This is a genomic window from Thalassococcus arenae, from assembly GCF_019104745.1.
Taxonomy (GTDB): Bacteria; Pseudomonadota; Alphaproteobacteria; order Rhodobacterales; family Rhodobacteraceae; genus Thalassococcus_B; species Thalassococcus_B arenae.
On the sequence record NZ_JAHRWL010000001.1, the window covers coordinates 525,891 to 552,514 of the forward strand.

The following is a 26,624-nucleotide window of genomic DNA, read 5'->3' on the forward strand; positions in this document are numbered from 1 at the left end:
ACGTCAGTCGTCCGCCAGGGCGTCCTTGCCCACCCGGCGATAGTTCACGAAGGCATTGGCGCTCATCACCACGCAGAAGCTGTCCATGTCGATCAGCACGTAGCCACGTTCCAGCAGGGCTCTGCGCAAGGCTTCGATGTCGGCCTCGTACAGGCGGCGACGACCGGTCAGTTCGCGCAGGAGCTTCTGCGGGATCCGGTAGCGTCCCGACACCTTGCCACCGAATTCTGCGCCATACAGCGTGGCCAGCTTGTCTGCGGCGGTCTCGATCGTCGTCATTCGCATATCCGTTAGATTTTTTTATCTATAGACAAACAATATCCATCTAACTACGACGACGCAAGCAATCGGAGTATGCGCGATGGATGATCTCGCCGAAGTGGAGGCCGCCGAGGAGGGCCTGACCAAACAGATTCGCAACGCGCTCGAGGCAGAGGATGCCGAGCGGCTGAACGCATTGCTCGACCCCCTGCCCTACAGCGAGGCGCTGCGCGAGGTGCTGACGCTTTCGGCGGACGAACGCGACCGGCTGCTGAACCTGGTGCCGACGGAACTGGCCGCAGAGCTGATCGAAGAAGCCCCGAACGAAATGGCGGTCGACCTGGTCGAGCGGATGGAACCCGAACGGGCGGCGGATGTTCTCGAGGAACTGGATTCGGACGTTCAGGCCGACGTGATCGGCGAGATGGACGAGGAGGACGCCGAGGCGATCCTGTCCGAGATGGACGAGGACGAAGCCGCCGACGTGCGCCGCCTGGCCGCCTACGAGGATGGCACCGCCGGTGGTCTGATGATGTCCGAGGTTTTCCGTTTCCCCGATCGTGCCACGGTGGGCGCGGTGCTTCGGATGGTGGCCTCGGATGATGCGGATTTCGACCGGTACCGCGGACAACATCCCTATGTCACCGATCCCGACGGCCGTCCCGTGGGCGTGGTGTCGTTGCGCAGCCTGCTGACGGCCAAGCGCAGCGCGGCGCTGACGTCGATCATGATCGAGCCGCTGACAGTGACCGTCGACACGACGCTGGAAGTGCTCGAGGACATCTTTGACGAACACCCGTTCCTGGGCGTTCCGGTCGTCGACGAAGCCGGAATCCTGGTCGGCGTCGTGTCGAGGACGGCGGTGTCGGACGCAGTGCTGGAGCGATCCGAAAGCGAAAGCCTGAAACGGCAGGGTGTGGTCGGCGACGAATTGCGCTCGATGCCGCTCTGGCTGCGGTCGCGGCGTCGCCTGGCCTGGCTGTCGGCCAACATCGTGCTGAACGTGATCGCCGCCAGCGTCATCTCGGCCTACGAGGAAACCCTGGCCGCGGTGATCGCGCTGGCGGTGTTCCTGCCGATGGTGTCGGACATGAGCGGCTGTTCGGGAAACCAGGCGGTGGGCGTGACGATGCGCGAACTCAGCCTGGGCCTGGTGCGCCCGGTGGACGCATTCCGCGTCTGGCTCAAGGAAATCTCGGTCGGCGTGATCAACGGTATCGCGCTTGGCATCCTGATCGGGATCGTGGCCTGGTTGTGGAAGGGCAATCCGGCGCTCGGGCTCGTGATCGGGCTGGCGCTGGCGCTGAACACCATGCTGGCTGTGTCCATCGGCGGGGTGGTGCCGTTGCTGCTGAAACGCGTGGGCCAGGACCCGGCGGCGGCCAGCGGCCCTCTGCTGACCACGATCACCGACATGGCGGGCTTTTTCCTGGTTCTCAGCCTTGCCACGCTGATGATGCCCTGGCTGCTGAGGTAACCGCGATGAAGGACCACAAACCCCCGCGCACCGCGCCGGCGCCGATGGTCATCGGATGGATGGAACTGGTCGATCTGCCGCTTTTGGGGCTTGACCGCGTCAAGGCCAAGATCGATACGGGCGCGCGCACTTCGGCTCTTCATGCCACCGACATCGAACCGTTCGAAAAAGATGGCGAACCCTGGGTGCGGTTCCGCACCCTGATTTCCGACGGTCTGCCCGAAAAGGTGATCGAAACCCCCTATCACAGCGAACGCGCCATCAAAAACACCAGCGGCGTGCCCGAAGACCGCTATATCATCCACACCCAGATGCGGCTGGGCAAACGCCGCTGGGCGATCGACCTGTCGATCACCGACCGCACCAACATGACCTTCCCGATGATCGTCGGACGGGCGGCATTGAAGAACCACAATATCGTCGTGCACACGCGCCGGACCTACCTGATGACGTCCAGCCCGCCGAAGCCGAGCAGAAAGGACAGCCGATGAAGATCGCCATGCTTGCGCGCAATGCCAAACTCTACTCGCACCAGCGCCTGAAAGAGGCGGCCGAGGCGCGCGGTCATCAGCTCGACATCGTCGACACGCTGCGCTGCTACATGAACATCGCCTCGCGGCGGCCGGAAATCTATTACAACGGCGAAAAGCTGGATGGCTACGACGCGGTTATCCCGCGCATCGGCGCATCGGTCACGTTCTATGGCACCGCGGTGCTGCGCCAGTTCGAGATGATGGGTGTCTACCCGCTGAACGAAAGCGTCGCCATCGGGCGGTCGCGGGACAAGCTGCGTTCGATGCAGCTTTTGGCGCGCGACGGTGTGGGCCTGCCGGTGACGACCTTTGCCCATGATCCCAAGCAGACCGAGGAAGTGCTGAAGCTGGCAGGCGGCGCCCCGATCGTCATCAAGCTGCTGGAAGGAACCCAGGGCATCGGGGTGGTTCTGGCCGATACCGACCGGTCGGCGAAATCGGTGGTCGAGGCGTTCCGCGGCGCCGGCGTGAACATCATGCTGCAGGAATTCATCAAGGAAGCGGGCGGCACCGATATCCGCGCCATCGTGGTGGGCGGCCGGGTGGTCGCCGCGATGAAGCGCTCGGGCGCCGAGGGCGAGTTCCGGTCCAACCTGCATCGCGGCGGGTCGGCGCAGGTGATCAAGCTGTCGACCGAGGAACGCGCCACGGCGGTGCGCGCCGCCAAGACGATGGGGCTCAATGCCTGCGGTGTCGACATGCTGCGCAGCAATCACGGCCCGGTGGTGATGGAGGTGAACTCGTCACCCGGGCTGGAGGGCGTGGAGAAGGCCACCGGGCTGGATATCGCGGGCAAGATGATCGAATTTCTCGAAAAGCACGCCAAGGTCGGCGCGACGCGGACCAAGGGGCGGGGCTGATGCCGGCTCGGGCTGCCTTTCCCATCGGACGGGCCGAGATCGCGCCCGGCAACCGGCGCACCGTCGATCTGCCGGTCAGCGTGCTGTCCGACCACACTCCTGTGACGATGTCTGTGCATGTCGTCCACGGGCGCCGGCCCGGGCCGACGGTTTTCGTCAGCGGCGGGGTGCATGGAGACGAGGTGATCGGCGTCGAGATCGTCCGACGCCTGCTGCGGGTGCCCAGCCTGGATTCGCTGCGCGGAACGCTGATCGCAGTGCCCATCGTCAACGCCTTCGGTTTCATCAGTCATTCGCGCTACCTGCCCGACCGGCGCGACCTGAACCGCATGTTCCCGGGCAGCGAAACCGGACCGCTTGCGTCGCGGCTGGCCAATCTCTTCATGACCGAAATCGTTGCCCGTGCCGATATCGGCATCGACCTGCATTCGGCCGCCATCCACCGCACCAACTATCCCCAGATCCGGGTATCGCCCAACAGCGACCGGACGCGCGAACTGGCCGGAATTTTCGGCGCGCCGATCGTCATGCAATCGCCCTTGCGGGACGGATCGCTGCGACAGGCCGCCAAGGCCGCCGGGACGGATGTGCTGCTGTACGAGGCGGGCGAGGGTCTGCGCTTTGACGAACTGGCGGTTCGTGCCGGGCTGGTCGGCATCCTGCGCGTGATGAACCACATGAAGATGATCCCGGCCAAGGGCATCTCGAAGCCGAAAGCCTATCCGCAATTCTGCGGGTCCAGCAAATGGCTGCGCGCGCCGATGGGCGGGTTGCTGAGAATCTTCAAGGCCGACGGGGCGATGGTGCGCCAGGGCGATCTGCTGGCATCGGTGTCCGACCCGTTCGGAGAACGGGAACGCGCGATCGAAGCGCCGTTCGACGGCATCATCGTCGGTCGCGCCGTGATGCCCGTCGTCAACGAAGGCGACGCGGTCTTCCACCTTGGTCGCGTCGGGTCTTTCGCCAAGGCCGAAGGTGCGGTCGAGGATATCGCGACGCAGTTGGGCGACGACCCGATGTTCGACGAAGACGAGATCATCTGACCGTTCCGAAAGCACGAACACCTTTCCGGCCCGGCGCAATTGCGTGTTTGCCCGGCCACCGGTTTTCCGCTACGAACGAATTAGTAGGCAATGTACGGGAAGACAGGACGTGGCGCGGCGCAAAAGCGAGATGCTCACCGAGGTCGAACTGGAGTTCATGGTGGCCTTGTGGTCGATCGGGTCGGGCACCGTCCGACAGATCATGGATGCTTTGCCCGGCGACGACAAACGCGCCTACACGTCCGTCGCGACCATCCTGAAGGTGCTCGACGACAAGGGCTTCGTGCGCTGCGAACGCCAGGACCGCACGCTTGTCTACCAACCGGCCGTCGACAAGAGCGACTATGAGGGACGGTCCCTGAAGAACCTGTCGGATTCTTTGTTCGGAGGAACCCCGACCGCGCTGGTGGCGCGGCTGGTGGATGACGAAGACCTGACGGAAGACATGATCCACGAAATCAAACAGATCATCGAAACGAGGATCAGGAAGGATGACACTTGACCAAGCCATAGGGGGGGTGGTCTGGATCCAAATAATGGTTCTGTTGACCGCTGGTTTGCTGGCAATCCTCGAATGCGCGTTCGCCGTAGGCGGCCGACGACGGGCCTACGGAACCAGGCAACGGCTGGCGCTGGCCACCTGCACGGCACTGGTGGTTCTGATCGCAGCCGGTCCTTTTGTGGCCCGGCTGCCCTTCGCCGCTTCGGTCAACGCCACCGACGTTCTCGTGTCGCAATACCTTAAGGGAAATCTGGCCGGCATCACAGCCAGCGACATCAACTGGCTGCTGTCGCTCAAGACCCGGCTTGTCGATGCCCTTGCCGCCGGCGCGGGATGGGGTGCGATCGCCATCGTCGCGATATTTGCCGGGGCCTTTGTGGTGCGCCTGGTCTATCTGGCGTGCAACATGGTCTGCATCTTGTCCATCGTCCGGAACGGAACGGAGATGTGCCGCGGCCGCAAGATCACCGCCGTGGTCAGTTCGGACACGAGCGTGCCCTTCTCGACCCGAGGATTGACGCGCTATTATGTCGTGATCCCGCAGCAAGTCGCGGCCGATCGCAAGACGCTGTCACTGGCGATGGGGCATGAGCTGCAGCACATCCGTCAGGGCGACGTGGACGCCGAAATCGTGATGTCGCTGTTGTCGCTTTTTCTGGTGCTGAACCCCGGCTTCTGGTTCATCGCAGCGCGGGTTCGACGGCTGGGCGAATATGCCTGCGACCGCGCGGTTCTGGCGCGCCGCAGGTTCGACGCGCGCAGCTATTCGCTGCGCCTTCTCGAAGTCGCTCACCATGCACTGACCTGCCGCCATGCCAAGCAGCCATCCGCGTTCGGAGTGCCGCTGGTCGGTCGCAGCCTGCCGTTCCTGCGTCGCCGGACGGCGCTCAAGGATCGGGTTCTTGCGATCGCCAGCCATGTCGACAATCCCGTCCGCGAAAACCGGCTCTTGGGAAGCTTGCTGGGTGCAACGATGATCTGTGGCGTGCTATTCGGTGCAACGGCCTTTGCGCGGCCGGCCGACTGGAGCCATGACCGGATCATGCTGAGCACCGTCGCCAATCTGGAACGGCTCAACCAGCACAACACGCTGGCGCAACGATCCTGGTGATCCGGGACAGCGGAAGAACGAAAACCGGCGGCTTTCCGGGCCACCGGTTTTTTCGGGTCGGGAAGGCCTCACACTTTCCAGAAGCAGAACAGCCCCCAGAGGACCGACAGACCCAGCGGCCACCAAAGCGGCATTCCGAACAGTCCCAGCCAGGCGAGGAAGATGTAGCTGGTTCCGAGCAGCGTCAGGAACAATCGATCGCCGCGGGTGGTTGTCAGCCCCAGGATGCCCTTGCGGGCGTGTCCGCCGGGATACTTGATCTCGATCGCCGTCAGCACGCCGATGGCGGCGAAGATCCCGATGAAGACCAGGGCGGTGGGCCAGGTCCAGGCCATCCAGCTCAGCATGTCATACCCTCCCCATCGCAAAACCCTTGGCGATATAGTTGCGCACGAAATAGATCACGATGGCGCCCGGGATGATCGTCAGCGTCCCGGCTGCGGCCAACAGGCCCAGTTCGTAGCCCGCGCTTGACGCGGTGCGGGTCATCGTCGCGGCAATCGGCTTGGCCTCGACCGCGGTCAGGGTCTTGGCCAGCAACAGTTCGACCCACGAGAACATGAAGCAGAAGAACGCCGCCACGCCGACGCCCGCGCGGATCGTCGGGATGAAGATCGACGTGAAGAAACGCCAGAACGGGTAGCCGTCGACATAGGCTGTTTCGTCCAGTTCCTTGGGCACGCCGCGCATGAACCCTTCGAGAATCCAGACCGCCAGCGGGATGTTGAACAGGCAATGCGCCAGTGCAACGGCCAGGTGTGTGTCGAAGATGCCGATGGCCGAATAGAGCTGGAAGAACGGCAGCGCAAAGACCGCCGCCGGCGCCATCCGGTTGGTCAGCAGCCAGAAGAAGAGGTGCTTGTCGCCGATGAAATGATAGCGCGAAAAGGCGTAGGCCGCGGGCAAGGCGACGGTGATCGAGATCACCGTGTTCAGCGTCACGTAGATAATCGAGTTGATATAGCCCCAGTACCATGTCGGATCGGTAAAGATCGTGCGATAGGCGTCCAGCGTGAAGCTTTGCGGAAACAGCGAGAACCCAGCGAGGATCTCGTTCGTGGGCTTGAAGCTCATCGTGACCAGCCAGTAGATCGGCAGCATCAGGAAGGCGATGTAGAGGATCGGAACCAGGTATTTCAGACGCATCATCCAGCCCTCAGTTCAGGTCGTCTTTGGTCATGACGGTGTAGAACACCCATGACACCAGCAGCGTGATGGCAAAGTAGATCAGCGACATCGCCGCCGCCGGACCCAGGTCGAATTGCCCAAGCGCGATCTTGACCAGATCGATCGACAGCAGCGTGGTCGAGTTGCCCGGTCCCCCGCCGGTCAGCACGAAGGGTTCGGTGTAGATGTTGAAGCTGTCCATGAAGCGCAGAAGGATCGCGATGGTCAGGACGTTCTTCATCTTGGGCAACTGGATGAACCGGAACACCGCCCAGTTCGAGGCGCCATCGATCTTGGCCGCCTGGTAATAGGCGTCGGGGATCGACACCAGTCCGGCATAGCTGAGCAGCACCACCAGCGAGGTCCAGTGCCAGACATCCATCGTGATGATCGTCACCCAGGCCGCCACCGGGTCCTGCGTCATGTCATAGTCGATGCCCAGGACGTGGTTCAGCGTGTAGCCCAGCAGGCCGATATCGGGCAATGCGAAGATGTTCCACATCGCGCCCACCACGTTCCACGGGATCAGCATCGGCAGCGCCATCAGCACCAGGCAGACCGGCACCCAGAAACCCTGGCGCGGCATGCACAGCGCGATGGCGATGCCCAGCGGCACCTCGATGATCAGGATCAGCGCGGTGAAGAAGAACTGCCGCCCGAGCGCGGCATGGAACCGTTCGGATTGCAGGATCTGCTGGAACCAGTCCAGCCCCTGCCAGAAAAAGACGTTGTCGCCGAAGGTTTCCTGCACCGAGTAGTTGACCACCGTCATCATCGGGATCAGCGCGTTGAACGCCACCAGGATCAGGACGGGCAGAACCAGGAACCAGGCACGGTTGTTCTGGGTTTTCATTGCGCGACCTCCGTTGCCAGCCAGCCGTCGGCGTAAAGGCGGGTCTGGTGCGGAGCGAAGGACAGATGCACCTCGGCGCCCTGTTCCGGCACCGGACCGGTGATGATGGCGGAAACCGGCGTGTCGCCCACGACGGCTTCTACCACGCTGTAGCGGCCGACATCGGCGGCCTTGCGGACCCGTGCGGCGATGCCCGCGTCGGCGATATCGACGAATTCCGGGCGGATGCCGATTTCCAGCTTGCCGGACGCGCCCTTTCGCACCGCGCCTTCCAGGGCCACGGCCTGTCCCTGGAAGAAGGCCCCGCCGTCGCGCAGTTCCGCGGGCAGCACGTTCATGCCGGGCGAGCCGATGAAATGGCCGACAAAGGTATGTGCCGGGCGCTCGAACAATTCGACCGGCGTGCCGATCTGCACCACCTCGCCGTCCTGCATCACCACGACCTGGTCGGCAAAGGTCAGCGCCTCGGTCTGGTCATGGGTGACGTAGATCATCGTCAGGGCAGTTTTCTGATGCAGTTCCTTGAGCTTGGAGCGCAGCTTCCATTTGAGATGCGGGTCGATCACCGTCAGCGGTTCGTCGAACATCACCACGTTGACATCGTCGCGCACGAGGCCCCGCCCCATCGACAGCTTCTGCTTGTTGTCCGGCGCCAGACCCGAGGCACGACGATCCAGCATGTCGGTGACTTCCAGCATCTCGGCGATGGTCCGGACCCGGCGGTCGATCGTCGCCGCGTCCACGCCGCGGTTCTTCAGCGGAAAGGCCAGGTTGTCGTAGACGCTCATCGTGTCGTAAATCACCGGAAACTGGAACACCTGGGCGATGTTGCGCGCCTCGGGGGTCAGTTCGGTGACATCCTTGTCGTCGAACAGCACGCGGCCTTCGGACGGGATGAGCAGGCCCGAGATGATGTTCAGCAGCGTGGACTTGCCGCAGCCAGACGGACCCAGAAGTGCATAGGCACCGCCGTCTTCCCAATCGACGTCGATCTGTTTCAGAGCGTAGTCGTCAGGCCCCTTGGGTGCGTCCATGTAGCTGTGGCGCAGCTTGGAAAGTGTGATCTTTGCCATGTCCTGTCCTTACGCCGCACGGGTGCCGTCGGCACCGAAATAGAAGCAGTGCGACGGGTCCATGAAAAAGGTGTGATCCTCGCCGACGCGGTAGGGATGCACGCCATGCGACAGCGACACCCAGCTGTTGCCGCGCAGATCGAAATGCGCACTGCTTTCGGATCCGCTCAGCTCGGTCACTTGAACGCGACCCGTCAGCGGCACGAAGGCCTGTTCGGTCTGCACCGGAAGGATGTAGTTGGGTCGGATCGCGACGGTGTAGCGGCCGTCCGCCAGACCCGCGGCGTCACCGTCCGCTTGCCAGCTGATATCGCCCATCCGCATCTGTCCGCCCTGCTTGTCGACCGGGGCGATGTTGATCGGCGGGTCGGAAAAGACCTGCGCGGCGGGCAGGCTGCCGGGATCGCGGTAGATATGCGCGGTGCGGCCGAACTGGGTGACGCGGCCGTCCTGCATCAGCGCGGTGTAGCCGCCCAGCAAAAGCGCCTCTTCCGGCTCTGACGTGGCATAGACCACGACGGCTCCGCGGCCGGCGAAAAGCTCGGGCAGTTGTTCGCGCAATTCCTCGCGCAGCTTGTAGTCCAGGTTGGCCAGTGGCTCGTCCAGGAACACGGCCTTGCTGTCCTTGGCGATGGCACGGGCCAACGCCGTGCGCTGCTGTTGACCGCCCGACAATTCATGCGGTTTGCGGTGCAGCATCGGGCGCAGTTTCAACAGGTCTGCGGCCTTTTCGACGCGCCCCTGAATTTCGGATTTCGCAAGGCCCGCGACCTTGAGCGGCGAGGCGATGTTGTCATACACGCTCATGTGCGGGTAGTTGACGAAGAACTGGTGTACCAGGCTGATCTGGCGCTTTTGCGTGTTGAGCGCGGACACGTCTTCGCCGTCCATCACGATGCGGCCCGAAGCCAACGGATCGAGACCCGCCATCAGCTTGATCAACGATGTCTTGCCCGATCCGGTCGGACCCAGCAGCACGTTGAAATGCCCGGTTTCCAGGGTCAGCGTCGTCGGCTTTATGTGCTGCACACCGGCGACGGATTTGGTGATGTCGATGAGCTCAAGCGCCATGATCGTTCCGGCTTGGTTGCGGCGCGGGCGAAGGCCCGCGAGAGGAGGCTGGGACCCGAAGGTCCCAGCCCGGTCGGCGGAATGACGACCCGCCAGGGAGTGACGTCAGCTCAGTTCTGCGACCAGCGCGCGACAAGCTCGTCGTAATCGACGGTCTCGCCCTGCGGCTTTTCGTTGTCGAGCTTCGGCTTGGCCCCGCCATTGGCGAACCACCATTCCGCGTCCTTTTCCTCGTTCAGACGCGGGCCGCAGCCGCCATAGACGTTCTGCGCCTCGTCGGCCCGCTGCATCCGGGCCATGGTGATGTCCATCTCCTCGGCCAGGCGGTCCATCGCCTCTTGCGGGGTGAAGGCGCCCGAGTTCACGTCACCGATCTGCTGCCACCAGATCTGGGCCAGCTTGGGATAGTCGGGCACGTTGATACCCGTCGGCGACCAACGCACGCGGTCGGGCGAGCGGTAGAACTCGACCAGGCCGCCCAGCTTGGGCGCGCGTTCGGTGAAGGATTCATGGTTCACCGTGCTGTCGCGGATGAAGGTCAGACCCACATGCGACTTCTTCACGTCGACGGTTTTCGAGGTGACGAACTGGGCATAGAGCCAGGCCGCCTGCGCCCGATCCGACGGGGTGGACTTGAGGAAGGTCCACGACCCCACGTCCTGATAGCCGACCTTCTGGCCCTCTTCCCAATAGGGACCGTGCGGGCTGGGTGCCATCCGCCACAGCGGGTTGCCGTCGTCGTCCACGGTATTGTTGCCTTCGGATTTCGGCTTGACCATGTCGGCGGTGAAGGCCGTGTACCAGAAGATCTGCTGGGCCACGTTGCCCTGGCTGAGTGCCGGCAGCGACTGGTAGAAGTCGAACGACGCCGCACCCGGAGGCGCGTAGTTGCGCAGCCATTCATCCCATTTGCGGATCGCGTAGACCGCCGCCGGGCCGTTCGCCGCACCGCCGCGGGTCACGCTTGCGCCGGCCGGATTGCACGAACCGGCTTCCATGCGGATGCCCCATTCGTCGATCGGCACGCCGTTCGGTTCGCCTTTGGAACCGGCGCCGGCCATCGACAACCAGGCATCGGTCATCCGCCAGCCCAGGTCGGGCGCGCGCTTGCCGTAATCCATGTGACCGTAGATGCGCACACCGTCGATTTCCTTGACGTCGTTCGAGAAGAACTCGGCGATGTCCTCGTAGGCCGACCAGTTGACCGGCACGCCCAGGTCATAGCCGTATTTCGCCTTGAACGCGTCCTTCAGGTCTTGCCGGTCGAACCAGTCCTTGCGGAACCAGTAGAGGTTGGCGAATTGCTGGTCGGGCAACTGGTAGAGATCGCCATCCGGGCCGGTGGTGAACTGGATGCCCATGAAATCCTGTAGATCCAGCGTCGGCGACGTGGTCGCGGCCCAGTCGCCGGCCATCTGGTCGGTCAGGTTGTAGGCCAGCTGTAGCCGCGAATGGGTGCCGATCAGGTCGGAATCGTTGACATATCCGTCATAGAGGTTCCGCTGGGTCTGCATCTGGGTCTGCACCGCCTGCACGACCTCGCCCTCGCCGAGGATCTGGTGGTTGACCTTGATCCCGGTGATTTCCTCGAAGGCCTTGGTCAGCACGTCGGCTTCGTAGCTGTGCGTGGGGATGCCCTCGGACAGCACGTTGATTTCCATGCCCTTGAAGGGTTCGGCGGCCTGGATGAACCACTTCATTTCGGCCAATTGTTCGTCTTTGCTCAGCGTCGAAGGCTGAAATTCGCTGTCGATCCAGCGCATTGCAGCCGCTTCATCGGCGTAAAGCGAACCTGTTCCCGCAATCACGGCAGCCGCCGCAACTGCGGAGAGAAGATACGTCCGCATCTTGTCCTCCCAATATATCGTTTGACCGGCTTCACGCCGGTGTGATGACCCTTGCAACTTGGTGACTTTCCGTCAACTAATTTTTTAGTAGATGGCCGCGCCCCCGGTCCCGGCGACGCAGTCGGCCGCGCGGTGCCCAGCCGCTTTTCCTTGATTTGTCGACGGTTTTTTGGCTCCCTCGCGGGCAGACGAGGGAGGGCGCATCGCATGAAGGCCGGCGTTATCGGGATAGGCGACATGGGTTCGGGCCTTGCCCGCAACCTCATCAAAGCGGGGCTCGAAACCTGGGGAATCGATCTGCTGCCCAAGCGGATGGCCGCTTTCGGCGATCTTGGTGGCCACCCTGCGGACTGCGTGGCCGAAGTCGGCGCCCATGCGGATGTCGTCTTTGTCATGGTGATGAACGGCGACCAGGCGAAGTCGGTGATCCTGGGCCCGGACGGTTTGCAAGGCAGCATGAAGCCGGGTGGCGTGGTGTTGCTGACGGCGACGATCAAGCCGCGCGAGGCGCGCGAGATCGGTGCGGCGCTCGACGGCAGCGGCCTGCATCTGATCGACAGCCCGGTTTCGGGCGGCTATCCCGGAGCGCAGTCGGGCACGCTGACGCTGATTGCCGCGGGCGAGGATGCGGCATTCGCCAGGGCGGCCCCGGCGATGGAGGCCGTGTCGTCGGTCATCCACCGCGTCGGCACGAAACCCGGTGACGGCCAGACCGTCAAAGCCTGCCTGCAATCGCTGATCGGCGCGCAGTTTTCAGCCACCTTCGAAGCCGCTGCACTGGCCGCCAAGGCCGGTGTTCCGGGCGAGGTGATCCTGAACGTCTTCTCGACCTCGTCGGCCGGTTGCGGGATCGTCAACAACGCCTTGCAGAAGATCATCGACCGACAGTTCGAGGGAACCGGCAGCCACATCAACACGATGCACAAGGATCTGACCATCTCGATGGGGCTGGGCGAGGAACTGGGCGTGCCGTTGCACACCGCCGCCGCGGCGATGCAGGTATTCCACGCGGGCCGCACGCGATATCCCGATGGCGACAACTGGGTCTGCACGCGGGTGATCGAAGATATCGTCGGCGCCGAGCTGCACCGCAATTCGGCCAAGAAAACCCGCTGAGGGAGCGCGCCATGAAACTGGGTGTCATCTGCGACGGCATAAGCCGCGACCTCGCCCACGCGGTCGATGTGATGGATGAATTCGGCCTGACCCATGCCGAACTGCAATTCGTCGGCGACACCGAGGTGGGCGACCATTCGGCGGAAGAGATCCGGGCCATCGACGCCCTGCTGCGCGACCGGGGCAAGCCGGTCTCGTGCCTTTCGCGCCACATCTTCGCGGGCATGACCAGGGACAACGTGCCGGGCGACGCGCTGCACACCCGACACATGGACGCGCTCAAGCGGGTGATCGGCATGGCGCATGTTGTCGGCAGTCCGCTGGTGCGGATCATGACGCCGAAAAAGGAACAGATCCTGTGGGGCCACAACGGCGCCGAAAAATGGAACGTCGCCCACGGCGCATGGGACGCGATGCTGCCACTGATCGCCCCCGCCTGCGACGTGGCGCGCGATGCCGGCGTGACGCTTGTGGTGGAAACCGGCAACGGCACGATGGTCAACTCGAACTGGACGGCGCGCAAGCTGATCGACGATCTCGACGCCAAGGAGGTGCTCAGGGTGCTGTGGGACCCGGCCAACAATTGCTGGTGTCACGAACGCGCCTGGCCGGACGGGTACGAGACGGTGAAGGACGGCTATCTCGGCCATGTCCACATCAAGGACGTGACGGTCGATACGCCGCGCGCCACGCTGCATGTCCGGCGGATGGGAGACGGCCAACTGGCCGACCAATTCCAGGCCATCGCCGATGCGCTGCGCGCCGATGGCTATGACGGTGTGGTGAGTTTCGAGTCGGTCTACCACCCCGGCAATGGTGACTTCGAAGAAGGCTTCCGGCAATGCATCGACCGCTTCAAGTCGCATTTTGAGTAACGTGCGCCCTTCCATCGCCGTGTTCGGAGCCGGGCTGATCGGCCAGGCGCATATCCGACGCGTGACCGCGCAGGCCCGCCTGGCCGCCATTGTCGACCCGGCGCCCGCGGCACGGGCCTTGGCGAACGAACATGGCGCACCATGGTTTCCCGATCCCGAAAGCTACCTGTCCGGCCACCGTCCGGACGGCGCGATCATCGCCACGCCGAACCGATTGCACGAAGCGCATGGCCTGGCCTGCGCGGCGTCGGGAATCCCGATGCTGGTGGAAAAGCCGATCACCGCCGACACGGCCGGTGCCGCGCGGTTGGTGGACGCCGCCGAAAAGGCCGGCGTGCCGCTGCTGGTAGGTCATCACCGCCGGCACAATCCGCTGATCGACGCCGCGCGGGCGGCGATCGCGTCGGGCCGGTTGGGCGATATCGTGGCCGTGACCGCGCAGTTCTGGCTGTACAAGCCCGACGTCTATTTCGAACAGGGCTGGCGCCGCATGCCCGGTGCCGGTCCGGTCTTCATCAATCTCATCCACGATGTCGACCTGTTGCGATTTCTTTGCGGCGAAGTCAGCCAAGTGATGGCGATCGAGTCGAACGCCACACGCGGCTTCGATGTCGAGGATACGACCGCCATCCTGATGCGTTTCGTCAATGGCGCGCTTGGTACCGTGACGGCATCCGACACGATCGTCGCGCCGTGGAGCTGGGAATTCACCGCCGGTGAAAACCCGGCCTATCCCCATGTGCCGATCCAAGCCTACAAGATCGGCGGAACGGACGCATCGCTGAGCATCCCCGACCTGACCCTCTGGCGGCACACGACCATGAAGGGATGGTGGGAACCGATGGTCTCGGAAACCCTGCCCTACGCTGCGGCGGATCCGCTTGACCGGCAGATGGCACATTTCGTGGACGTGATCGCCGGTCGCGCCGTGCCGCTTGTCAGCGGCCGCGAAGCCCTGCGGACGCTGGCCCTTGTCGAAGCGATCAAACACGCCGCCGAGACCGGTGTGGTTCAGCCGCTGAACCCGGGCTGAGCGACGGCGCGTGCAGCCTTGCTGCCGAAATACCGGGCATCCGTCCCGGTCAGTGTTCCGCACAGGCCGGAATGAAAATTTACCAATTGATAAAATTTCGACCTGTGGCATCATGCTTTCCGATCAGGAATGAACAGGAAACAGCCATGACCAGCCCCCTGACCCCCGGTATCGCCGCAGGCCGTCTGAGCGCCGACGAGGTCGCCCGGAATTTCAGCGACCTGCACGCGCCGCTGGATGCGCACGAGGCGCTGGTGGCCGCGGATCGCTGCTATTTCTGCCACGACGCGCCGTGCATCACCGCCTGCCCGACCGACATCGACATTCCACTGTTCATTCGCCAGATCATGACCGGCACGCCCGAGGCGGCGGCGCGCACGATTCTGGAGCAGAATATCCTAGGGGGCATGTGCGCCCGCGTCTGCCCGACCGAAACCCTGTGCGAAGAAGCCTGCGTGCGCGAGGCAGCCGAAGGCAAACCGGTCGAGATCGGGCGGCTTCAGCGCTTTGCCACCGATCGGCTCATGGACAAGGGCGAACATCCCTTCACCCGCGCCGCGTCCACGGGCAAGCGGGTTGCGGTGGTCGGCGCCGGCCCGGCGGGTCTGGCCTGTGCGCACCGTCTGGCAATGCATGGCCATGACGTGGTGATCTACGAGGCGCGGGCCAAACCGGGCGGGCTGAACGAATTCGGCATCGCGGCCTACAAGTCCACCGACGATTTCGCGGCGCGCGAAGTGGACTGGCTGCTGCAGATCGGCGGGATCACGGTCGAGTACGACCGGGCCCTTGGGGATGCGATCACGCTGGACGCGTTGAAGGCCGAATTCGATGCGGTGTTCCTGGGCGTTGGCCTCGGCGGCGTGAACGCGCTTGGCGCTTCGGGCGAGAACCGCGACGGCGTAGCCGACGCGGTGGCCTTCATCGCCGACCTTCGTCAGGCCACCGATCTGACCACCCTGCCCGTCGGCCGCGACGTGGTCGTGATCGGCGGCGGCATGACGGCGGTGGATGCGGCCGTGCAGTCGAAACTGCTGGGGGCGGAAAACGTCACCATCGTCTACCGGCGCGGTCGCGACCGCATGTCGGCCAGCCGCTACGAACAGGACCTCGCGGCGGCCAAGGGCGTGCGTATCCTGTGCAACCTTCAGCCGGTCGCGGTGCACGGCAACGGGGCTGCGACCGAGATCGAGCTGGAATACACCGCCGACAGCGGCACAGGCTTGCGGGGCACCGGAGAAACGATCCGGCTGAAGGCCGACCAGGTCTTCAAGGCCATCGGCCAGACCCTGACAGTGGATGGTGGCCTCAGGCTGGAGGGACGAAAGATCGCCGTCACCGGCGCGGGCCGCACCAGCGACCCGAAGGTCTGGGCCGGAGGCGATTGCACGCCCGGCGAGGACCTGACCGTCGTTGCGGTCGCCGAAGGCCGCGACGCCGCCGAAGACATCCACAAGACCCTGACTTCGTGATATGGTGAGACCTTTCTCACATCGCATTTTCGGAGCCTGGGCCATGACCGCGACCGAAGCCGCCGTTGCCGAGCACTACACCACCGGACAGTTGTTCGATCGCGTGATCGAGGCCCTGCGGGCCAACGGGGTCGATCCCGACAAGGCGACCGCAAGCGATCTCAAACTGGGGGATGAATTCCATACCGGCGGCGTCCTCGCCACCGACAACCTGCTGGAACAATTGACGATAACGCCCGATCTGCGTGTTCTCGACGTGGGGGCGGGAATCGGCGGCACGTCGCGCTACATCGCCGACCGGTTCGGAGCGCATGTGACGGGTGTCGATCTGACACCGGAATTCGTCGAAACCGCGCGGCGTCTCAGCAGCCTGGTCGGGCTGGACCCGAAAACGGACTTTCACATCGGCAGCGCGTTGGAAATGCCGGTACCCGATGCCGGATTCGATCTGGCGGTGATGATGCATGTCGGCATGAACATCGCGGACAAGCCGGCCCTGCTGGCCGAAGTCGCCCGCACGTTGAAACCCGGTGGGCGCTTCGCGGTCTTCGACGTCATGCAGGGCGATCGGCCCGGCCCGCTGCAATTCCCGGTGCCATGGTCGACCGGCCCCGCGACATCGTTCCTGGCGTCTCCGTCGCAATACGTTGCTGCGGCGACGGCCGCGGGATTGACGCTGGTACGGCAGACCGACCGCTCTGATTTCGCCAAGGCGTTCTTTGCCAAGGCCCTGTCGAAGCCACCCGCTGCGATGGGGATTCACCTGATGATGGGCAACACCGCACCCGAAAAATTCAAGAACTACGTCGCCAATCTCGAAACCGGCCGACTGTGCCCGGTCGAGATGATCTTCGACAAGACCCGCTGAAAGGACCTTTGACCATGGCCAGCCTGCAAAGCGACTTCCTGGGCATCTCGAGCCCCAACCCGTTCTGGCTGGCTTCGGCCCCGCCCACGGACAAGGAATACAACGTCCGCCGCGCCTTCGAGGCCGGTTGGGGCGGCGTCGTGTGGAAGACGCTGGGCTCCGAAGGCCCGCCCATCGTGAACGTGAACGGCCCGCGTTACGGCGTTGTCTACGGTGCCGACCGTCGTGTTCTGGGAATCAACAACATCGAGCTGATCACCGACCGCCCGCTCGAGGTGAACCTCGAGGAGATGGCTCGGGTCAAGGCCGACTGGCCCGACCGCGCGCTGATCGCCTCGATCATGGTTCCCTGCGAAGAGGCGGCGTGGAAAGCGATCCTCCCGCGGGTGGCCGAAACCGGCTGCGACGGAATCGAGCTGAATTTCGGTTGCCCGCACGGGATGAGCGAACGCGGGATGGGGTCCGCCGTGGGCCAGGTGCCCGAATACATCGAGATGGTGACCCGATGGTGCAAGCAGTTCTACGACAAGCCGGTGATCGTGAAACTGACCCCCAACATCACTGATATCCGCTATCCGGCGCGGGCGGCCAGAAACGGCGGTGCCGATGCGGTGAGCCTGATCAACACCGTCAGCTCGATCACCTCGGTGAACCTCGACACCATGTCGCCGGAGCCGTCCATCGACGGCAAGGGCAGTCACGGCGGCTATTGCGGTCCGGCGGTGAAACCCATCGCGCTGAACATGGTGGCCGAAATCGCCCGCGATCCCGAAACGCGCGGCATGCCGATCAGCGGCATCGGCGGCGTCACCACCTGGCGCGACGCGGCCGAATTCATGGCGCTTGGCGCGGGCAATGTGCAGGTCTGCACCGCGGCGATGACCTACGGGTTCAAGATCGTGCAAGAGATGATTTCGGGCCTGTCCCAATGGATGGATGAAAAGGGCCACACCCGGCTGACCGATTTCGTCGGACAGGCGGTGCCCAACGTGACGGACTGGCAGTACCTGAACCTGAACTTCGTCACCAAGGCGCGGATCGACCAGGACGCCTGCATCAAGTGCGGGCGTTGCTATATCGCCTGCGAAGACACCAGCCACCAGGCGATCTGGATGAAACCGGGCCGGGTGTTCGAGGTCAACGACGCCGAATGCGTCGCGTGCAACCTGTGCATCGATGTCTGCCCGGTGGAAAACTGTATCACCATGGAGCGCCTGCCCGCCGGTGCCGTCGATCCCCGAACCGGCAAGGTGGTCAGCGACGAATACGCCAACTGGACCACGCACCCGAACAACCCGATGGCCAAGGCGGCGGAGTGAACGTGCCGACCGCGGCGATGCGATGCGGCAGTGCCTGGATCCCGGATCGGGTTCCGCCATGCCGCTGACGATCCCGAGGCTGCCGCGATGAAGCTGTTCGACATCACCCGCTGGCCGGCATTCCTGGTCTTCGTGCTTGCGGGCGGCATGGCGGCATCCTTTGCCTTCGTCACGGTCAACCTGTTTTCGCAGGCGATGCGCAGCGTCGAATTCCTGCAAACCTTCGGCCGCGAGGCGATCCGCCACGGAGCATTGTGGCAGGTCGGTGAACTGAGCGTTTGGGGCGGGCTGGCCCTGTCCTGCTGGCTGGTCTTCAAGATCTGCGAACACGACCTGACAAACCGGTATTTCGACTGGGCGCGCAAGCGACCGCGGCGCGCCCCGGGCCAGAGGGCCGAAGGAAAGGGGCTGGAGGACTAGGCCGTCAAGACCCGTCGGAAATGCGTCATCAGATGTGTTTCCGCCTCGGTCCATGGATCCCGGCCCTCTCCCAGAACGGCCCGAACCTGGACGTCGAAATCGGCGTAGTGCTGGGTCATCGCCCAGATCGAAAAGATCAGGTGATGCGGGTCGACCCGCGCGATCTTGCCCGCGTCGGACCAGGCGCGGATGACGGCGGCCTTTTCGTCGACCAGCGATTTCAACGCGCCCTTCAACGCCGGCAGGATGTTCGGTGCGCCTTGCAGGATCTCGTTGGCGAACAGGCGGCTTTCGCGGGGGTAATCGCGCGCCATATCCAGCTTGCGGCGGGTATAGGCAAGGATCTCCGCCACCGGCTCGCCTGCAGCATCCAGCGTCACCAACGGGTCCAGCCAGGTTTCGAGGAGCCGTTCCAGAAGTGTGACGTGAATTTCTTCCTTGCCCGCGAAATAATACAGGATGTTCGGCTTGGACAAACCGGCCTCGGCGGCGATCTGGTCAAGCGTCGCGCCACGGAACCCGTGCTGCGAAAAGACCTCCAGCGCCGCCTCTTCGATCCGGGCGCGGTTGCGCAGCTGGATGCGACTGAGCCTGGGTTCGGCATCCGCGCCATTCTGGTTCGCCTGCTGGTCCATCGCCGCTCCGTCGCCTGAATGGGCAATCCCTTTCGATCCGCGGGACCGCCCACGACAATTCCTTGACAGCCTGCCGGTGGTCGGCAAGGCTAAATTTACCAGTTGGTCAAAAAGAAACAAGATCGCGGCATGTTTTGCGCCGCGGAACAGGGGGTAGACATGGCCGCTCCGGGGGAAAACCTGCGCATCAACGGTGACCGGTTGTGGGACAGCCTGATGGAAATGGCCAAGATCGGGCCGGGCATCGCGGGCGGAAACAATCGCCAGACCCTGACCGACGAAGACAGCGAAGGCCGCCACCTTTTCCGGCGCTGGTGCGAAGAGGCCGGGCTGACCATGGGCGTGGACGAGATCGGCAACATGTTCGCGCGGCGCGAAGGAACCGACCCCGACGCGCTGCCGGTCTATGTGGGCTCGCATCTGGATACCCAGCCCACGGGCGGCAAGTATGACGGCGTGCTGGGTGTGTTGGGCGGGCTGGAAATCATCCGGTCGCTCAATGATCTGGGGATCAAGACCAGGCATCCCATCGTCGTCACCAACTGGACCAACGAGGAAGGCACGCGCTTTGCCCCGGCCATGCTGGCCAGCGGCGTTTTTGCCGGAAAGCACGATCTGCAATGGGCCTATGACCGGGTGGATGCCAAGGGCAAGCGGTTCGGCGACGAGTTGGAACGCATCGGCTGGAAGGGTAAAGAGCCGGTCGGGGATCGCAAGATGCACGCCTTCTTCGAGCTGCATATCGAACAGGGCCCGATCCTCGAGGCCGAGGGCAAGGATATCGGCGTGGTCACCCACGGACAGGGCCTGCGCTGGATCGAATGCACGGTGACCGGCAAGGAAAGCCATACCGGTTCGACGCCCATGCACATGCGCAAGAATGCCGGGCGTGGCCTGGCGCTGGTGACCGAGCTGGTGCACGAGATCGCGATGAAGAACCAGCCCAACGCCGTCGGTGCCATCGGCCATGTCGACGTCTACCCGAACTCGCGCAACATCATCCCTGGCAAGGTCGTCTTTACCGTCGACATGCGCACACACCTGCTCGACAAGCTGAACGCCATGGTCGCCGAATTCATGGAGCGCGCGCCGAAGCTGTGCGAAGACATCGGCACCGAGTTTTCCTGCGAGATCGTCGGCCAGTTCGACCCGCCCGCCTTCGACGAGGGCTGCGTGAAAGCGGTGCGCGACGCCGCCGAACGGCTGGGTTATTCCCACATGGACATCGTCAGCGGCGCCGGGCACGACGCCTGCTGGATCAACGATGTCTACCCCACCGCCATGGTCATGTGCCCCTGCGTCGACGGGCTGTCACACAACGAGGCCGAGGAGATTTCCAAGGACTGGGCCACGGCGGGCACGGATGTTCTGTTCCACGCGGCGGTCGAGACGGCGGGGATTGTGGGGTGAGTATCCCGTTTGAAAACCTTGATATTCCCACCGCTGCTGTCTTAGAGCACGAAGTGATATTTAAGGCGTTTGAGAACGGTTACTTACGTCGCTGCGCTGACGAGTTGTGCGAACTTAAGGGTATAGATGTCGGTTCGATCCCCACTCCGCCCTACCGCCAAGTGCGCTATCTCTCCTTGCTGTATTGCTTACTAGTCTTCCCAAGGGAGTTGTCTAAAGGGTCTGAAGCTTTCGCGGAGACCTTAGAGATTGTAAGCAAGGACGAAAAATTTCGCGCCATATCAGGCGAGAAGCCAGCTGAGTTTCTGAGATTAGTTCGGAATTCAATATCTCATGCTCGCTTGAGGTTTGAAGAAACGGGCATTCGCTTTGAAGATCGAGCCAGAGGTCAAAAGCATTTTGACAAGCTGATTTCTTACCAGGATGTCGACTATGTTTTGACCACACTCCACAACATCTACAATACCATGAGGCACCCAGAACTTCGTGAAATTTGGGAACAAAGAACAGGGGAGTGAGCACAATGACAAAGATCATCAAGAACGGCACCATCGTCACGCATGACCTGACCTACAAGGCCGATGTCCGGATCGAGAACGGCACGATCACCGAGATCGGGCCGAACCTGTCGGGCGGCGAGGAGCTGGACGCCACCGGCTGCTACGTCATGCCCGGCGGCATCGACCCGCATGTGCACCTGGAAATGCCCTTCATGGGCACCTATTCCTCCGACGATTTCGAATCCGGCACCCGCGCGGGACTGGCGGGTGGCACCACGATGGTGGTGGATTTCTGCCTGCCCAATCAAGGCGAAAGCCTGCTGGACGCCATCAAGCGGTGGGACAACAAGTCGACCCGCGCCAATTGCGACTATTCCTTCCACATGGCGGTGACCTGGTGGGGCGAACAGGTGTTCGATGACATGAAGACCGTGATCGAACAGCGCGGCATCAACACCTTCAAGCACTTCCTTGCCTACAAGGGCGCGCTGATGGTGAACGATGACGAGCTGTTCGCCAGCTTCAACCGCCTGGCCGAACTGGGCGGCATCGCCCTGGTTCATGCCGAAAACGGCGACGTGGTGGCCGAATTGCAGGCCAAGCTGATGGCGCAGGGCAATACCGGCCCCGAGGCGCATGCCTATTCGCGCCCCTCCCAGGTCGAGGGCGAGGCCACCAACCGCGCCATCATGATCGCCGACATGGCGGGCGTGCCGCTCTATGTCGTGCACACCTCTTGCGAAGAGGCGCACGAAGCCATCCGCCGCGCCCGCCAGCAGGGCAAGCGCGTCTGGGGCGAGCCGCTGATCCAACACCTGACGCTGGATGAGAGCGAGTATTTCAACGCCGATTGGGATCACGCCGCGCGCCGTGTCATGTCTCCGCCCTTCCGCAACAAGATGCATCAGGACAGCCTGTGGGCGGGCTTGCAATCGGGGTCGCTGTCGGTCGTGGCCACGGATCATTGCGCCTTCACCACCGAGCAGAAACGCTTTGGCGTCGGCGATTTCACCAAGATCCCCAATGGCACCGGGGGCCTCGAGGACCGGATGCCGATGCTGTGGACCCATGGCGTGGCGACCGGGCGGCTGACGCCGAACGAATTCGTCGCCGTGACCTCGACCAACATCGCCAAGATCCTGAACTGCTACCCGAAGAAGGGCGCGATCCTGGTGGGCGCGGACGCCGATATCGTGGTCTGGGATCCTGAGAAGGAAAAGACCATCACCGCGGCGACCCAGCAATCCGCCATCGATTACAACGTCTTCGAGGGCAAACACGTCAAGGGCCTGCCCCGCTTCACCCTGACCCGCGGCCATGTCGCGGTGCATGACGGCGAGATCCGCACGCAGGAAGGCCATGGCAAGTTCGTCGCCCGCGAAGGCAACACGCCGGTCAACCGCGCGCTGTCGTCCTGGAAGGATCTGACCGCTCCGCGGCCGGTGGAACGGACGGGCATTCCCGCCACTGGGGTGTGACGGTGCCGCTGCCGCCCGGCCAGTTCGAGATGTCGCGCTTTCCGCGGTTCGGCTTGCCCGAATACGCGAGCCGGACCGTGGTGTCCTTGCGCGACGACATCCGTATCGGGATATCGGCCGGGCACGAGACGGCGCTGGCCACGATCCTCGACGCGCTGGACCGGGTAGAACAGGTGTCGGACTTTCACTGCGTCACGGGCTGGAGCGTTTCGGCCCTGCACTGGGAGGGCTACAGGTTCGCCGAGGTTGTCGATGCCTTGCGGGATGGACACGGCGCCGGACCGGAGCGCGCGCGGGTCGTCGAGTTCCGTTGCGCAGACGGATACAGAACGGTGATCGCCCTCGAGGACCTGATGCAAGCCGACGTCATGCTGGCCGACCGCCTGAACTGCGACGCGATCGGCCTGACGCATGGCGGCGCGCTGCGGCTTGTCGCACCGGGTCTCTATGGCTATCAGAACGCGAAACACATCCGCTCGATCCATCTGCGAGCCAAGGCGCCCCACAGGAGGTCCCTGCGCACCCGGCTTTTGCGGCATCCGCGGGCGCGGGTCGCCCACGAGGAACGCAGCGAGCTTTTGCCGCCGGTCATAGCGCGCTGGATCTACCGGCCCCTGATCCGCCCGGTCGCCAGCAGGTTTGCACGCGGCGAGCGGAACGCCGATATCGGAAGGCCCACGTGAAGACCGTCATCTCTGCAAAATCGCTCGACCTGACCTTCCAGACCAATGACGGCCCGGTGCATGCACTGAAAGGTGTCGATCTGGACATCCACAAGGGTGACTTCGTCAGTTTCATCGGCCCTTCTGGCTGCGGCAAGACCACCTTTCTGCGCTGTATCGCCGGGCTCGAACATCCCACCGGCGGCACGCTTTCGGTAAATGGCATGACACCGGACGAGGCACGGCGCGCGCGGGCCTATGGCTATGTCTTCCAGGCGGCGGGGCTTTACCCGTGGCGCACCATCGGCGGCAATATCCGGCTGCCGCTCGAGATCATGGGGTTTTCCAAGGCGGAACAGACCCGGCGGGTGGCCGAGACGCTGGAACTGGTGGAACTGGCGGGGTTCGAAAAGAAATACCCCTGGCAATTGTCCGGCGGCATGCAACAGCGGGCGTCCATCGCCAGGGCGCTGGCCTTTGACGCCGACATCCTGCTGATGGACGAACCCTTTGGCGCGCTGGACGAGATCGTTCGCGACCGCCTGAACGAGGAATTGCTGGCGCTGTGGCGGCGCACCGGAAAGACCATCGCCTTTGTCACCCATTCGATCCCCGAGGCGGTCTATCTGTCCACGCGGATCGTGGTCATGTCACCGAGACCGGGCCGCATCACCGATGTGATCGACAGTCCACTGCCCGCCGAGCGTCCGCTGGATATCCGCGACGAAAAGGTCTTTATCGATATCGCCCACCGCGTCCGCGAAGGGCTGCGCGGGGGGTACCAGGAATGATCCGCCGCGCCACCCGCGACGACATCCCCGCCTGCGCGCGCATCATCGCCGATTGGGAAGCCGAGACGGATTACCTGCCCGACGGCCCCGGTGCCGACAAGATCGCGGCGATCATCGACGACGCGTTCGACGCGCGCGAGATCTGGGTTTCCGGCGATCCGGTCGACGGCTACTTGTCGGTCGACCCCGAAAAAAACAAGATCGGCGGGTTGTACCTGGCGCGGCGCGGTCAGGGGTTAGGCAAGGCGCTGGTCGACCGCGCCAAGCAGGATCGCGATTTCCTGTGGCTGACGGTTTTTGCGCCGAACACGCGCGCCTTTGCCTTCTACCGCCGCGAAGGGTTCAGCCTGACTTCGCGCCTGCCGGCCTCTGATGGCGAACCTGCGGTGCTGCGGATGGAGTGGCAGCGATGACCCGGTTCGTTCCGGTCCTTTCCGTCATCGTCACCATTCTTGCGCTTTGGTATGCAGCCTGCATACCGATGAACGTCAAGGAAGTGCTGACCCAGGCCGAACGCGACGGCGCGGTCATCAACCCCGAGGGCGCGCAGACCCGGCGCGACCTGAGCCATTTCGGCCTGGTGTTCCGCAATCTCGACCATCTGGGCGGCAGCTGGAGCCAGGACCGCGCCCGCCTGCCCGCGCCCCATCAGGTGGCAGCCGAGCTGTGGCAATCGACCTGGGTCGAGGAAACCACCGGGCGGCGCGGCATCGTGAAGTCGGGCAGCCTGTCGAACCGGTCGCTGGTCTATCACGGGATGGTCACGCTGGGTGCGACCTTTGTGGGATTCCTGATCGGTGCGGGGCTGGGTGTGCTGCTGGCAGTGGGCATCGTGCACAGCCGCACGATGGACCGGTCGGTCATGCCCTGGGCCATCGTCAGCCAGACCGTTCCGATCCTCGCGCTCGCGCCGATGATCATCGTGGTGCTGTATTCCATCGGGCTGGAAGGGCTGATGCCCAAGGCGGTGATCTCGGCCTATCTGTCGTTCTTCCCCGTCGTTGTGGGCATGGTCAAGGGGCTGCGCAGCCCGGACGCGATGCAACTCGACCTTCTGCGCACCTACAACGCCAGCGGCGCCGAGACGTTCTGGAAATTGCGCCTGCCCGCTTCGGTGCCCTACCTCTTCGCCTCGCTCAAGATCGGTATTGCCGCGTCTTTGGTGGGCGCCATCGTTGGCGAATTGCCGGTGCAGCGCGGCGGCCTTGGTGCGCGGATGCTGGGCGGCAGCTATTACGGCCAGACCGAACAGATCTGGGCGGCGCTGTTCGTCGCCGCGGCACTGGCGGCCACGCTGGTCTGGTTCGTCGGCTGGATCGAACGGCGCACGGCGCGGGCCATGGGGGCGCGGCCATGATGCTGGTGGTTGCCGCGCTGGTCGTGTGGGCCGTGGCCTGGTGGATCAATTCGCGCCTGTCGAACGGACCGAGCGGCGACACGCGCGCGGTGCGCATGACGGTCCCGGTGCTGTTCGGGCTGACGGTTCTGGCGGTCTGGGAACTGGTGGTGCGCGGGCTGCAGGTGCCCGCGGTGATCCTGCCGCCACCCAGCACGATCTTCACCACGCTGGCGGGGTCGATCCCGATCCTTTGGGAAGACTTCGTGCAGACCTTCGTCAAGGGTGCGCTGTCGGGCTACGCGATCGGTTGCGGCGCGGCCTTCGTGACCGCGATCCTGGCCGACAGGTTCGAGTTCCTGCGCCAAGGTCTGCTGCCGGTGGGCAATTTCATGGCCGCCCTGCCGATCGTCGGCACTGCACCGATCCTGGTGATGTGGTTCGGCTTCGACTGGCAATCCAAGGCAGCGGTGGTGGTGGTGATGGTGTTCTTTCCGGTTCTGGTGAACACGGTATCCGGCCTGCGCGACACCGGCGCGATGCAGCGCGACCTGATGCACACCTATGGCGCGACCTACTGGCAGACTCTGGTGAAACTGCGCCTGCCTGCAGCGATGCCGTTCATCTTCAACGGTCTTAAGATCGCCACCACGCTGGCGCTGATCGGGGCCATCGTTGCGGAATTTTTCGGCTCTCCCACCCGCGGCATGGGCTTTCGCATCTCGACCAGCGTGGGACAGCTTGCGCTGGACATGGTCTGGGCCGAGATTGTCGTTGCCGCGCTGGCGGGCAGCCTGTTCTATGGCGCCGTGGCGCTGATAGAAAAGGCGGTGACCTTCTGGCATCCCAGCCAGCGGGTCTGAGACTGACAACAAGAACCCGGATAGCGACCGGGCGAAAAAACAAAAAGA

Annotated in this window: 29 protein-coding genes; 21 read left to right on the forward strand and 8 right to left on the reverse strand. The window is 63.7% G+C overall.

Translation table 11 applies throughout. The annotated features are described in order from the left end of the window. Nucleotides 1–3: 3 nt before the first annotated feature. The gene (locus KUH32_RS02570) at nt 4–279 is read right to left on the reverse strand and encodes a hypothetical protein (RefSeq protein WP_217776502.1); all 276 of its coding nucleotides are present in this window, start codon (nt 277–279) and stop codon (nt 4–6) included. Between the two features lie 82 nt (nt 280–361). On the opposite strand from KUH32_RS02570, the gene mgtE reads away from it, so the two are divergent. The 6 genes from mgtE (at nt 362) to KUH32_RS02600 (ending at nt 5,787) form a co-directional block, all read left to right on the forward strand. Continuing rightward, nucleotides 362–1,738, forward strand: coding sequence for a magnesium transporter (mgtE, locus tag KUH32_RS02575; RefSeq protein WP_217776503.1), 1,377 nt, complete (start codon nt 362–364; stop codon nt 1,736–1,738). A gap of 5 nt (nt 1,739–1,743) precedes the next feature. Next, nucleotides 1,744–2,229, forward strand: a complete 486-nt coding sequence (locus tag KUH32_RS02580) for an ATP-dependent zinc protease family protein (protein ID WP_217776504.1) — start codon at nt 1,744–1,746, stop codon at nt 2,227–2,229. Then, nucleotides 2,226–3,131 (forward strand): 30S ribosomal protein S6--L-glutamate ligase, encoded by a 906-nt coding sequence (rimK, locus tag KUH32_RS02585; protein ID WP_217776505.1) that lies wholly within the window; start codon nt 2,226–2,228, stop codon nt 3,129–3,131. Before KUH32_RS02580 ends, rimK begins: the two co-directional genes overlap by 4 nt. Continuing rightward, on the forward strand, nt 3,131–4,174 hold the full coding sequence (locus tag KUH32_RS02590) for a succinylglutamate desuccinylase/aspartoacylase family protein (protein WP_217776506.1): 1,044 nt from the start codon (nt 3,131–3,133) through the stop codon (nt 4,172–4,174). The genes rimK and KUH32_RS02590 overlap by 1 nt, the downstream gene beginning before the upstream one ends. Nucleotides 4,175–4,283: 109 nt before the next feature. Next, nucleotides 4,284–4,676 (forward strand): BlaI/MecI/CopY family transcriptional regulator, encoded by a 393-nt coding sequence (locus tag KUH32_RS02595; protein ID WP_348541075.1) that lies wholly within the window; start codon nt 4,284–4,286, stop codon nt 4,674–4,676. 34 nt (nt 4,677–4,710) lie between these two features. Further along, complete coding sequence (locus KUH32_RS02600) at nt 4,711–5,787, forward strand: M56 family metallopeptidase (RefSeq protein WP_217776507.1); 1,077 nt, start codon at nt 4,711–4,713, stop codon at nt 5,785–5,787. A gap of 68 nt (nt 5,788–5,855) precedes the next feature. Here the strand turns inward: KUH32_RS02600 and KUH32_RS02605 are convergent, their stop codons facing one another. From KUH32_RS02605 to KUH32_RS02630, 6 genes are all read right to left on the reverse strand, one after another. After that, nucleotides 5,856–6,134 (reverse strand): DUF2160 domain-containing protein, encoded by a 279-nt coding sequence (locus tag KUH32_RS02605; protein WP_217776508.1) that lies wholly within the window; start codon nt 6,132–6,134, stop codon nt 5,856–5,858. Nucleotide 6,135: 1 nt separating this feature from the next. Then, the gene (locus KUH32_RS02610; protein ID WP_217778255.1) at nt 6,136–6,933 is read right to left on the reverse strand and encodes a carbohydrate ABC transporter permease; all 798 of its coding nucleotides are present in this window, start codon (nt 6,931–6,933) and stop codon (nt 6,136–6,138) included. Between the two features lie 10 nt (nt 6,934–6,943). Beyond that, entirely contained in the window at nt 6,944–7,807 is an 864-nt protein-coding gene (locus KUH32_RS02615) for a carbohydrate ABC transporter permease (RefSeq protein ID WP_217776509.1), read from the reverse strand. Then, nucleotides 7,804–8,880, reverse strand: a complete 1,077-nt coding sequence (locus KUH32_RS02620) for an ABC transporter ATP-binding protein (RefSeq protein ID WP_217776510.1) — start codon at nt 8,878–8,880, stop codon at nt 7,804–7,806. The genes KUH32_RS02615 and KUH32_RS02620 overlap by 4 nt, the downstream gene beginning before the upstream one ends. A 9-nt stretch (nt 8,881–8,889) precedes the next feature. Continuing rightward, a complete protein-coding gene (locus tag KUH32_RS02625; RefSeq protein WP_217776511.1) occupies nt 8,890–9,951 on the reverse strand; it encodes an ABC transporter ATP-binding protein in 1,062 nt (353 codons plus the stop codon). A 110-nt stretch (nt 9,952–10,061) separates the two neighbouring features. Beyond that, the gene (locus KUH32_RS02630; RefSeq protein ID WP_217776512.1) at nt 10,062–11,798 is read right to left on the reverse strand and encodes an ABC transporter substrate-binding protein; all 1,737 of its coding nucleotides are present in this window, start codon (nt 11,796–11,798) and stop codon (nt 10,062–10,064) included. A 207-nt stretch (nt 11,799–12,005) separates the two neighbouring features. Between KUH32_RS02630 and KUH32_RS02635 the strand changes: the two genes are divergently transcribed. The 7 genes from KUH32_RS02635 (at nt 12,006) to KUH32_RS02665 (ending at nt 18,901) form a co-directional block, all read left to right on the forward strand. Next, entirely contained in the window at nt 12,006–12,914 is a 909-nt protein-coding gene (locus tag KUH32_RS02635; RefSeq protein WP_217776513.1) for an NAD(P)-dependent oxidoreductase, read from the forward strand. An 11-nt stretch (nt 12,915–12,925) separates the two neighbouring features. Then, a complete protein-coding gene (locus KUH32_RS02640; RefSeq protein ID WP_217776514.1) occupies nt 12,926–13,789 on the forward strand; it encodes a sugar phosphate isomerase/epimerase family protein in 864 nt (287 codons plus the stop codon). A gap of 1 nt (nt 13,790) precedes the next feature. Continuing rightward, nucleotides 13,791–14,822: a Gfo/Idh/MocA family protein gene (locus KUH32_RS02645; RefSeq protein ID WP_217776515.1), complete on the forward strand. Its 1,032-nt coding sequence runs from the start codon at nt 13,791–13,793 to the stop codon at nt 14,820–14,822. 146 nt (nt 14,823–14,968) lie between these two features. Next, nucleotides 14,969–16,294: an NAD(P)-dependent oxidoreductase gene (locus KUH32_RS02650; RefSeq protein ID WP_217776516.1), complete on the forward strand. Its 1,326-nt coding sequence runs from the start codon at nt 14,969–14,971 to the stop codon at nt 16,292–16,294. Between the two features lie 43 nt (nt 16,295–16,337). Continuing rightward, complete coding sequence (locus KUH32_RS02655) at nt 16,338–17,162, forward strand: class I SAM-dependent methyltransferase (protein WP_217776517.1); 825 nt, start codon at nt 16,338–16,340, stop codon at nt 17,160–17,162. Nucleotides 17,163–17,176: 14 nt separating this feature from the next. After that, the gene (preA, locus tag KUH32_RS02660; protein WP_217776518.1) at nt 17,177–18,481 is read left to right on the forward strand and encodes an NAD-dependent dihydropyrimidine dehydrogenase subunit PreA; all 1,305 of its coding nucleotides are present in this window, start codon (nt 17,177–17,179) and stop codon (nt 18,479–18,481) included. Nucleotides 18,482–18,511: 30 nt separating this feature from the next. Then, nucleotides 18,512–18,901: a hypothetical protein gene (locus KUH32_RS02665; protein WP_217776519.1), complete on the forward strand. Its 390-nt coding sequence runs from the start codon at nt 18,512–18,514 to the stop codon at nt 18,899–18,901. Here the strand turns inward: KUH32_RS02665 and KUH32_RS02670 are convergent. Next, nucleotides 18,898–19,536, reverse strand: a complete 639-nt coding sequence (locus tag KUH32_RS02670) for a TetR family transcriptional regulator C-terminal domain-containing protein (protein ID WP_217776520.1) — start codon at nt 19,534–19,536, stop codon at nt 18,898–18,900. The two genes, KUH32_RS02665 and KUH32_RS02670, sit on opposite strands and share 4 nt — an antisense overlap. 159 nt (nt 19,537–19,695) lie before the next feature. On the opposite strand from KUH32_RS02670, the gene KUH32_RS02675 reads away from it, so the two are divergent. From KUH32_RS02675 to KUH32_RS02710, 8 genes are read left to right on the forward strand one after another with little or no spacing between them, the layout of a single operon-like run. Beyond that, complete coding sequence (locus tag KUH32_RS02675; RefSeq protein WP_217776521.1) at nt 19,696–20,946, forward strand: Zn-dependent hydrolase; 1,251 nt, start codon at nt 19,696–19,698, stop codon at nt 20,944–20,946. Continuing rightward, entirely contained in the window at nt 20,943–21,464 is a 522-nt protein-coding gene (locus KUH32_RS02680) for a HEPN family nuclease (protein ID WP_217776522.1), read from the forward strand. The genes KUH32_RS02675 and KUH32_RS02680 overlap by 4 nt, the downstream gene beginning before the upstream one ends. 5 nt (nt 21,465–21,469) lie before the next feature. After that, nucleotides 21,470–22,924 carry a dihydropyrimidinase gene (hydA, locus tag KUH32_RS02685; RefSeq protein WP_217776523.1) on the forward strand — a complete coding sequence of 485 codons (1,455 nt, stop codon included), beginning with the start codon at nt 21,470–21,472 and terminating at the stop codon, nt 22,922–22,924. Nucleotides 22,925–22,926: 2 nt separating this feature from the next. Next, the gene (locus tag KUH32_RS02690; protein WP_217776524.1) at nt 22,927–23,607 is read left to right on the forward strand and encodes a molybdopterin-dependent oxidoreductase; all 681 of its coding nucleotides are present in this window, start codon (nt 22,927–22,929) and stop codon (nt 23,605–23,607) included. Then, on the forward strand, nt 23,604–24,377 hold the full coding sequence (locus tag KUH32_RS02695; protein ID WP_217776525.1) for an ABC transporter ATP-binding protein: 774 nt from the start codon (nt 23,604–23,606) through the stop codon (nt 24,375–24,377). Before KUH32_RS02690 ends, KUH32_RS02695 begins: the two co-directional genes overlap by 4 nt. Continuing rightward, nucleotides 24,374–24,790 (forward strand): GNAT family N-acetyltransferase, encoded by a 417-nt coding sequence (locus tag KUH32_RS02700; RefSeq protein WP_217776526.1) that lies wholly within the window; start codon nt 24,374–24,376, stop codon nt 24,788–24,790. The genes KUH32_RS02695 and KUH32_RS02700 overlap by 4 nt, the downstream gene beginning before the upstream one ends. Beyond that, on the forward strand, nt 24,787–25,734 hold the full coding sequence (locus KUH32_RS02705; RefSeq protein WP_217776527.1) for an ABC transporter permease: 948 nt from the start codon (nt 24,787–24,789) through the stop codon (nt 25,732–25,734). Before KUH32_RS02700 ends, KUH32_RS02705 begins: the two co-directional genes overlap by 4 nt. Continuing rightward, nucleotides 25,731–26,576, forward strand: coding sequence for an ABC transporter permease (locus KUH32_RS02710; RefSeq protein ID WP_217776528.1), 846 nt, complete (start codon nt 25,731–25,733; stop codon nt 26,574–26,576). The genes KUH32_RS02705 and KUH32_RS02710 overlap by 4 nt, the downstream gene beginning before the upstream one ends. Nucleotides 26,577–26,624: the final 48 nt, after the last annotated feature.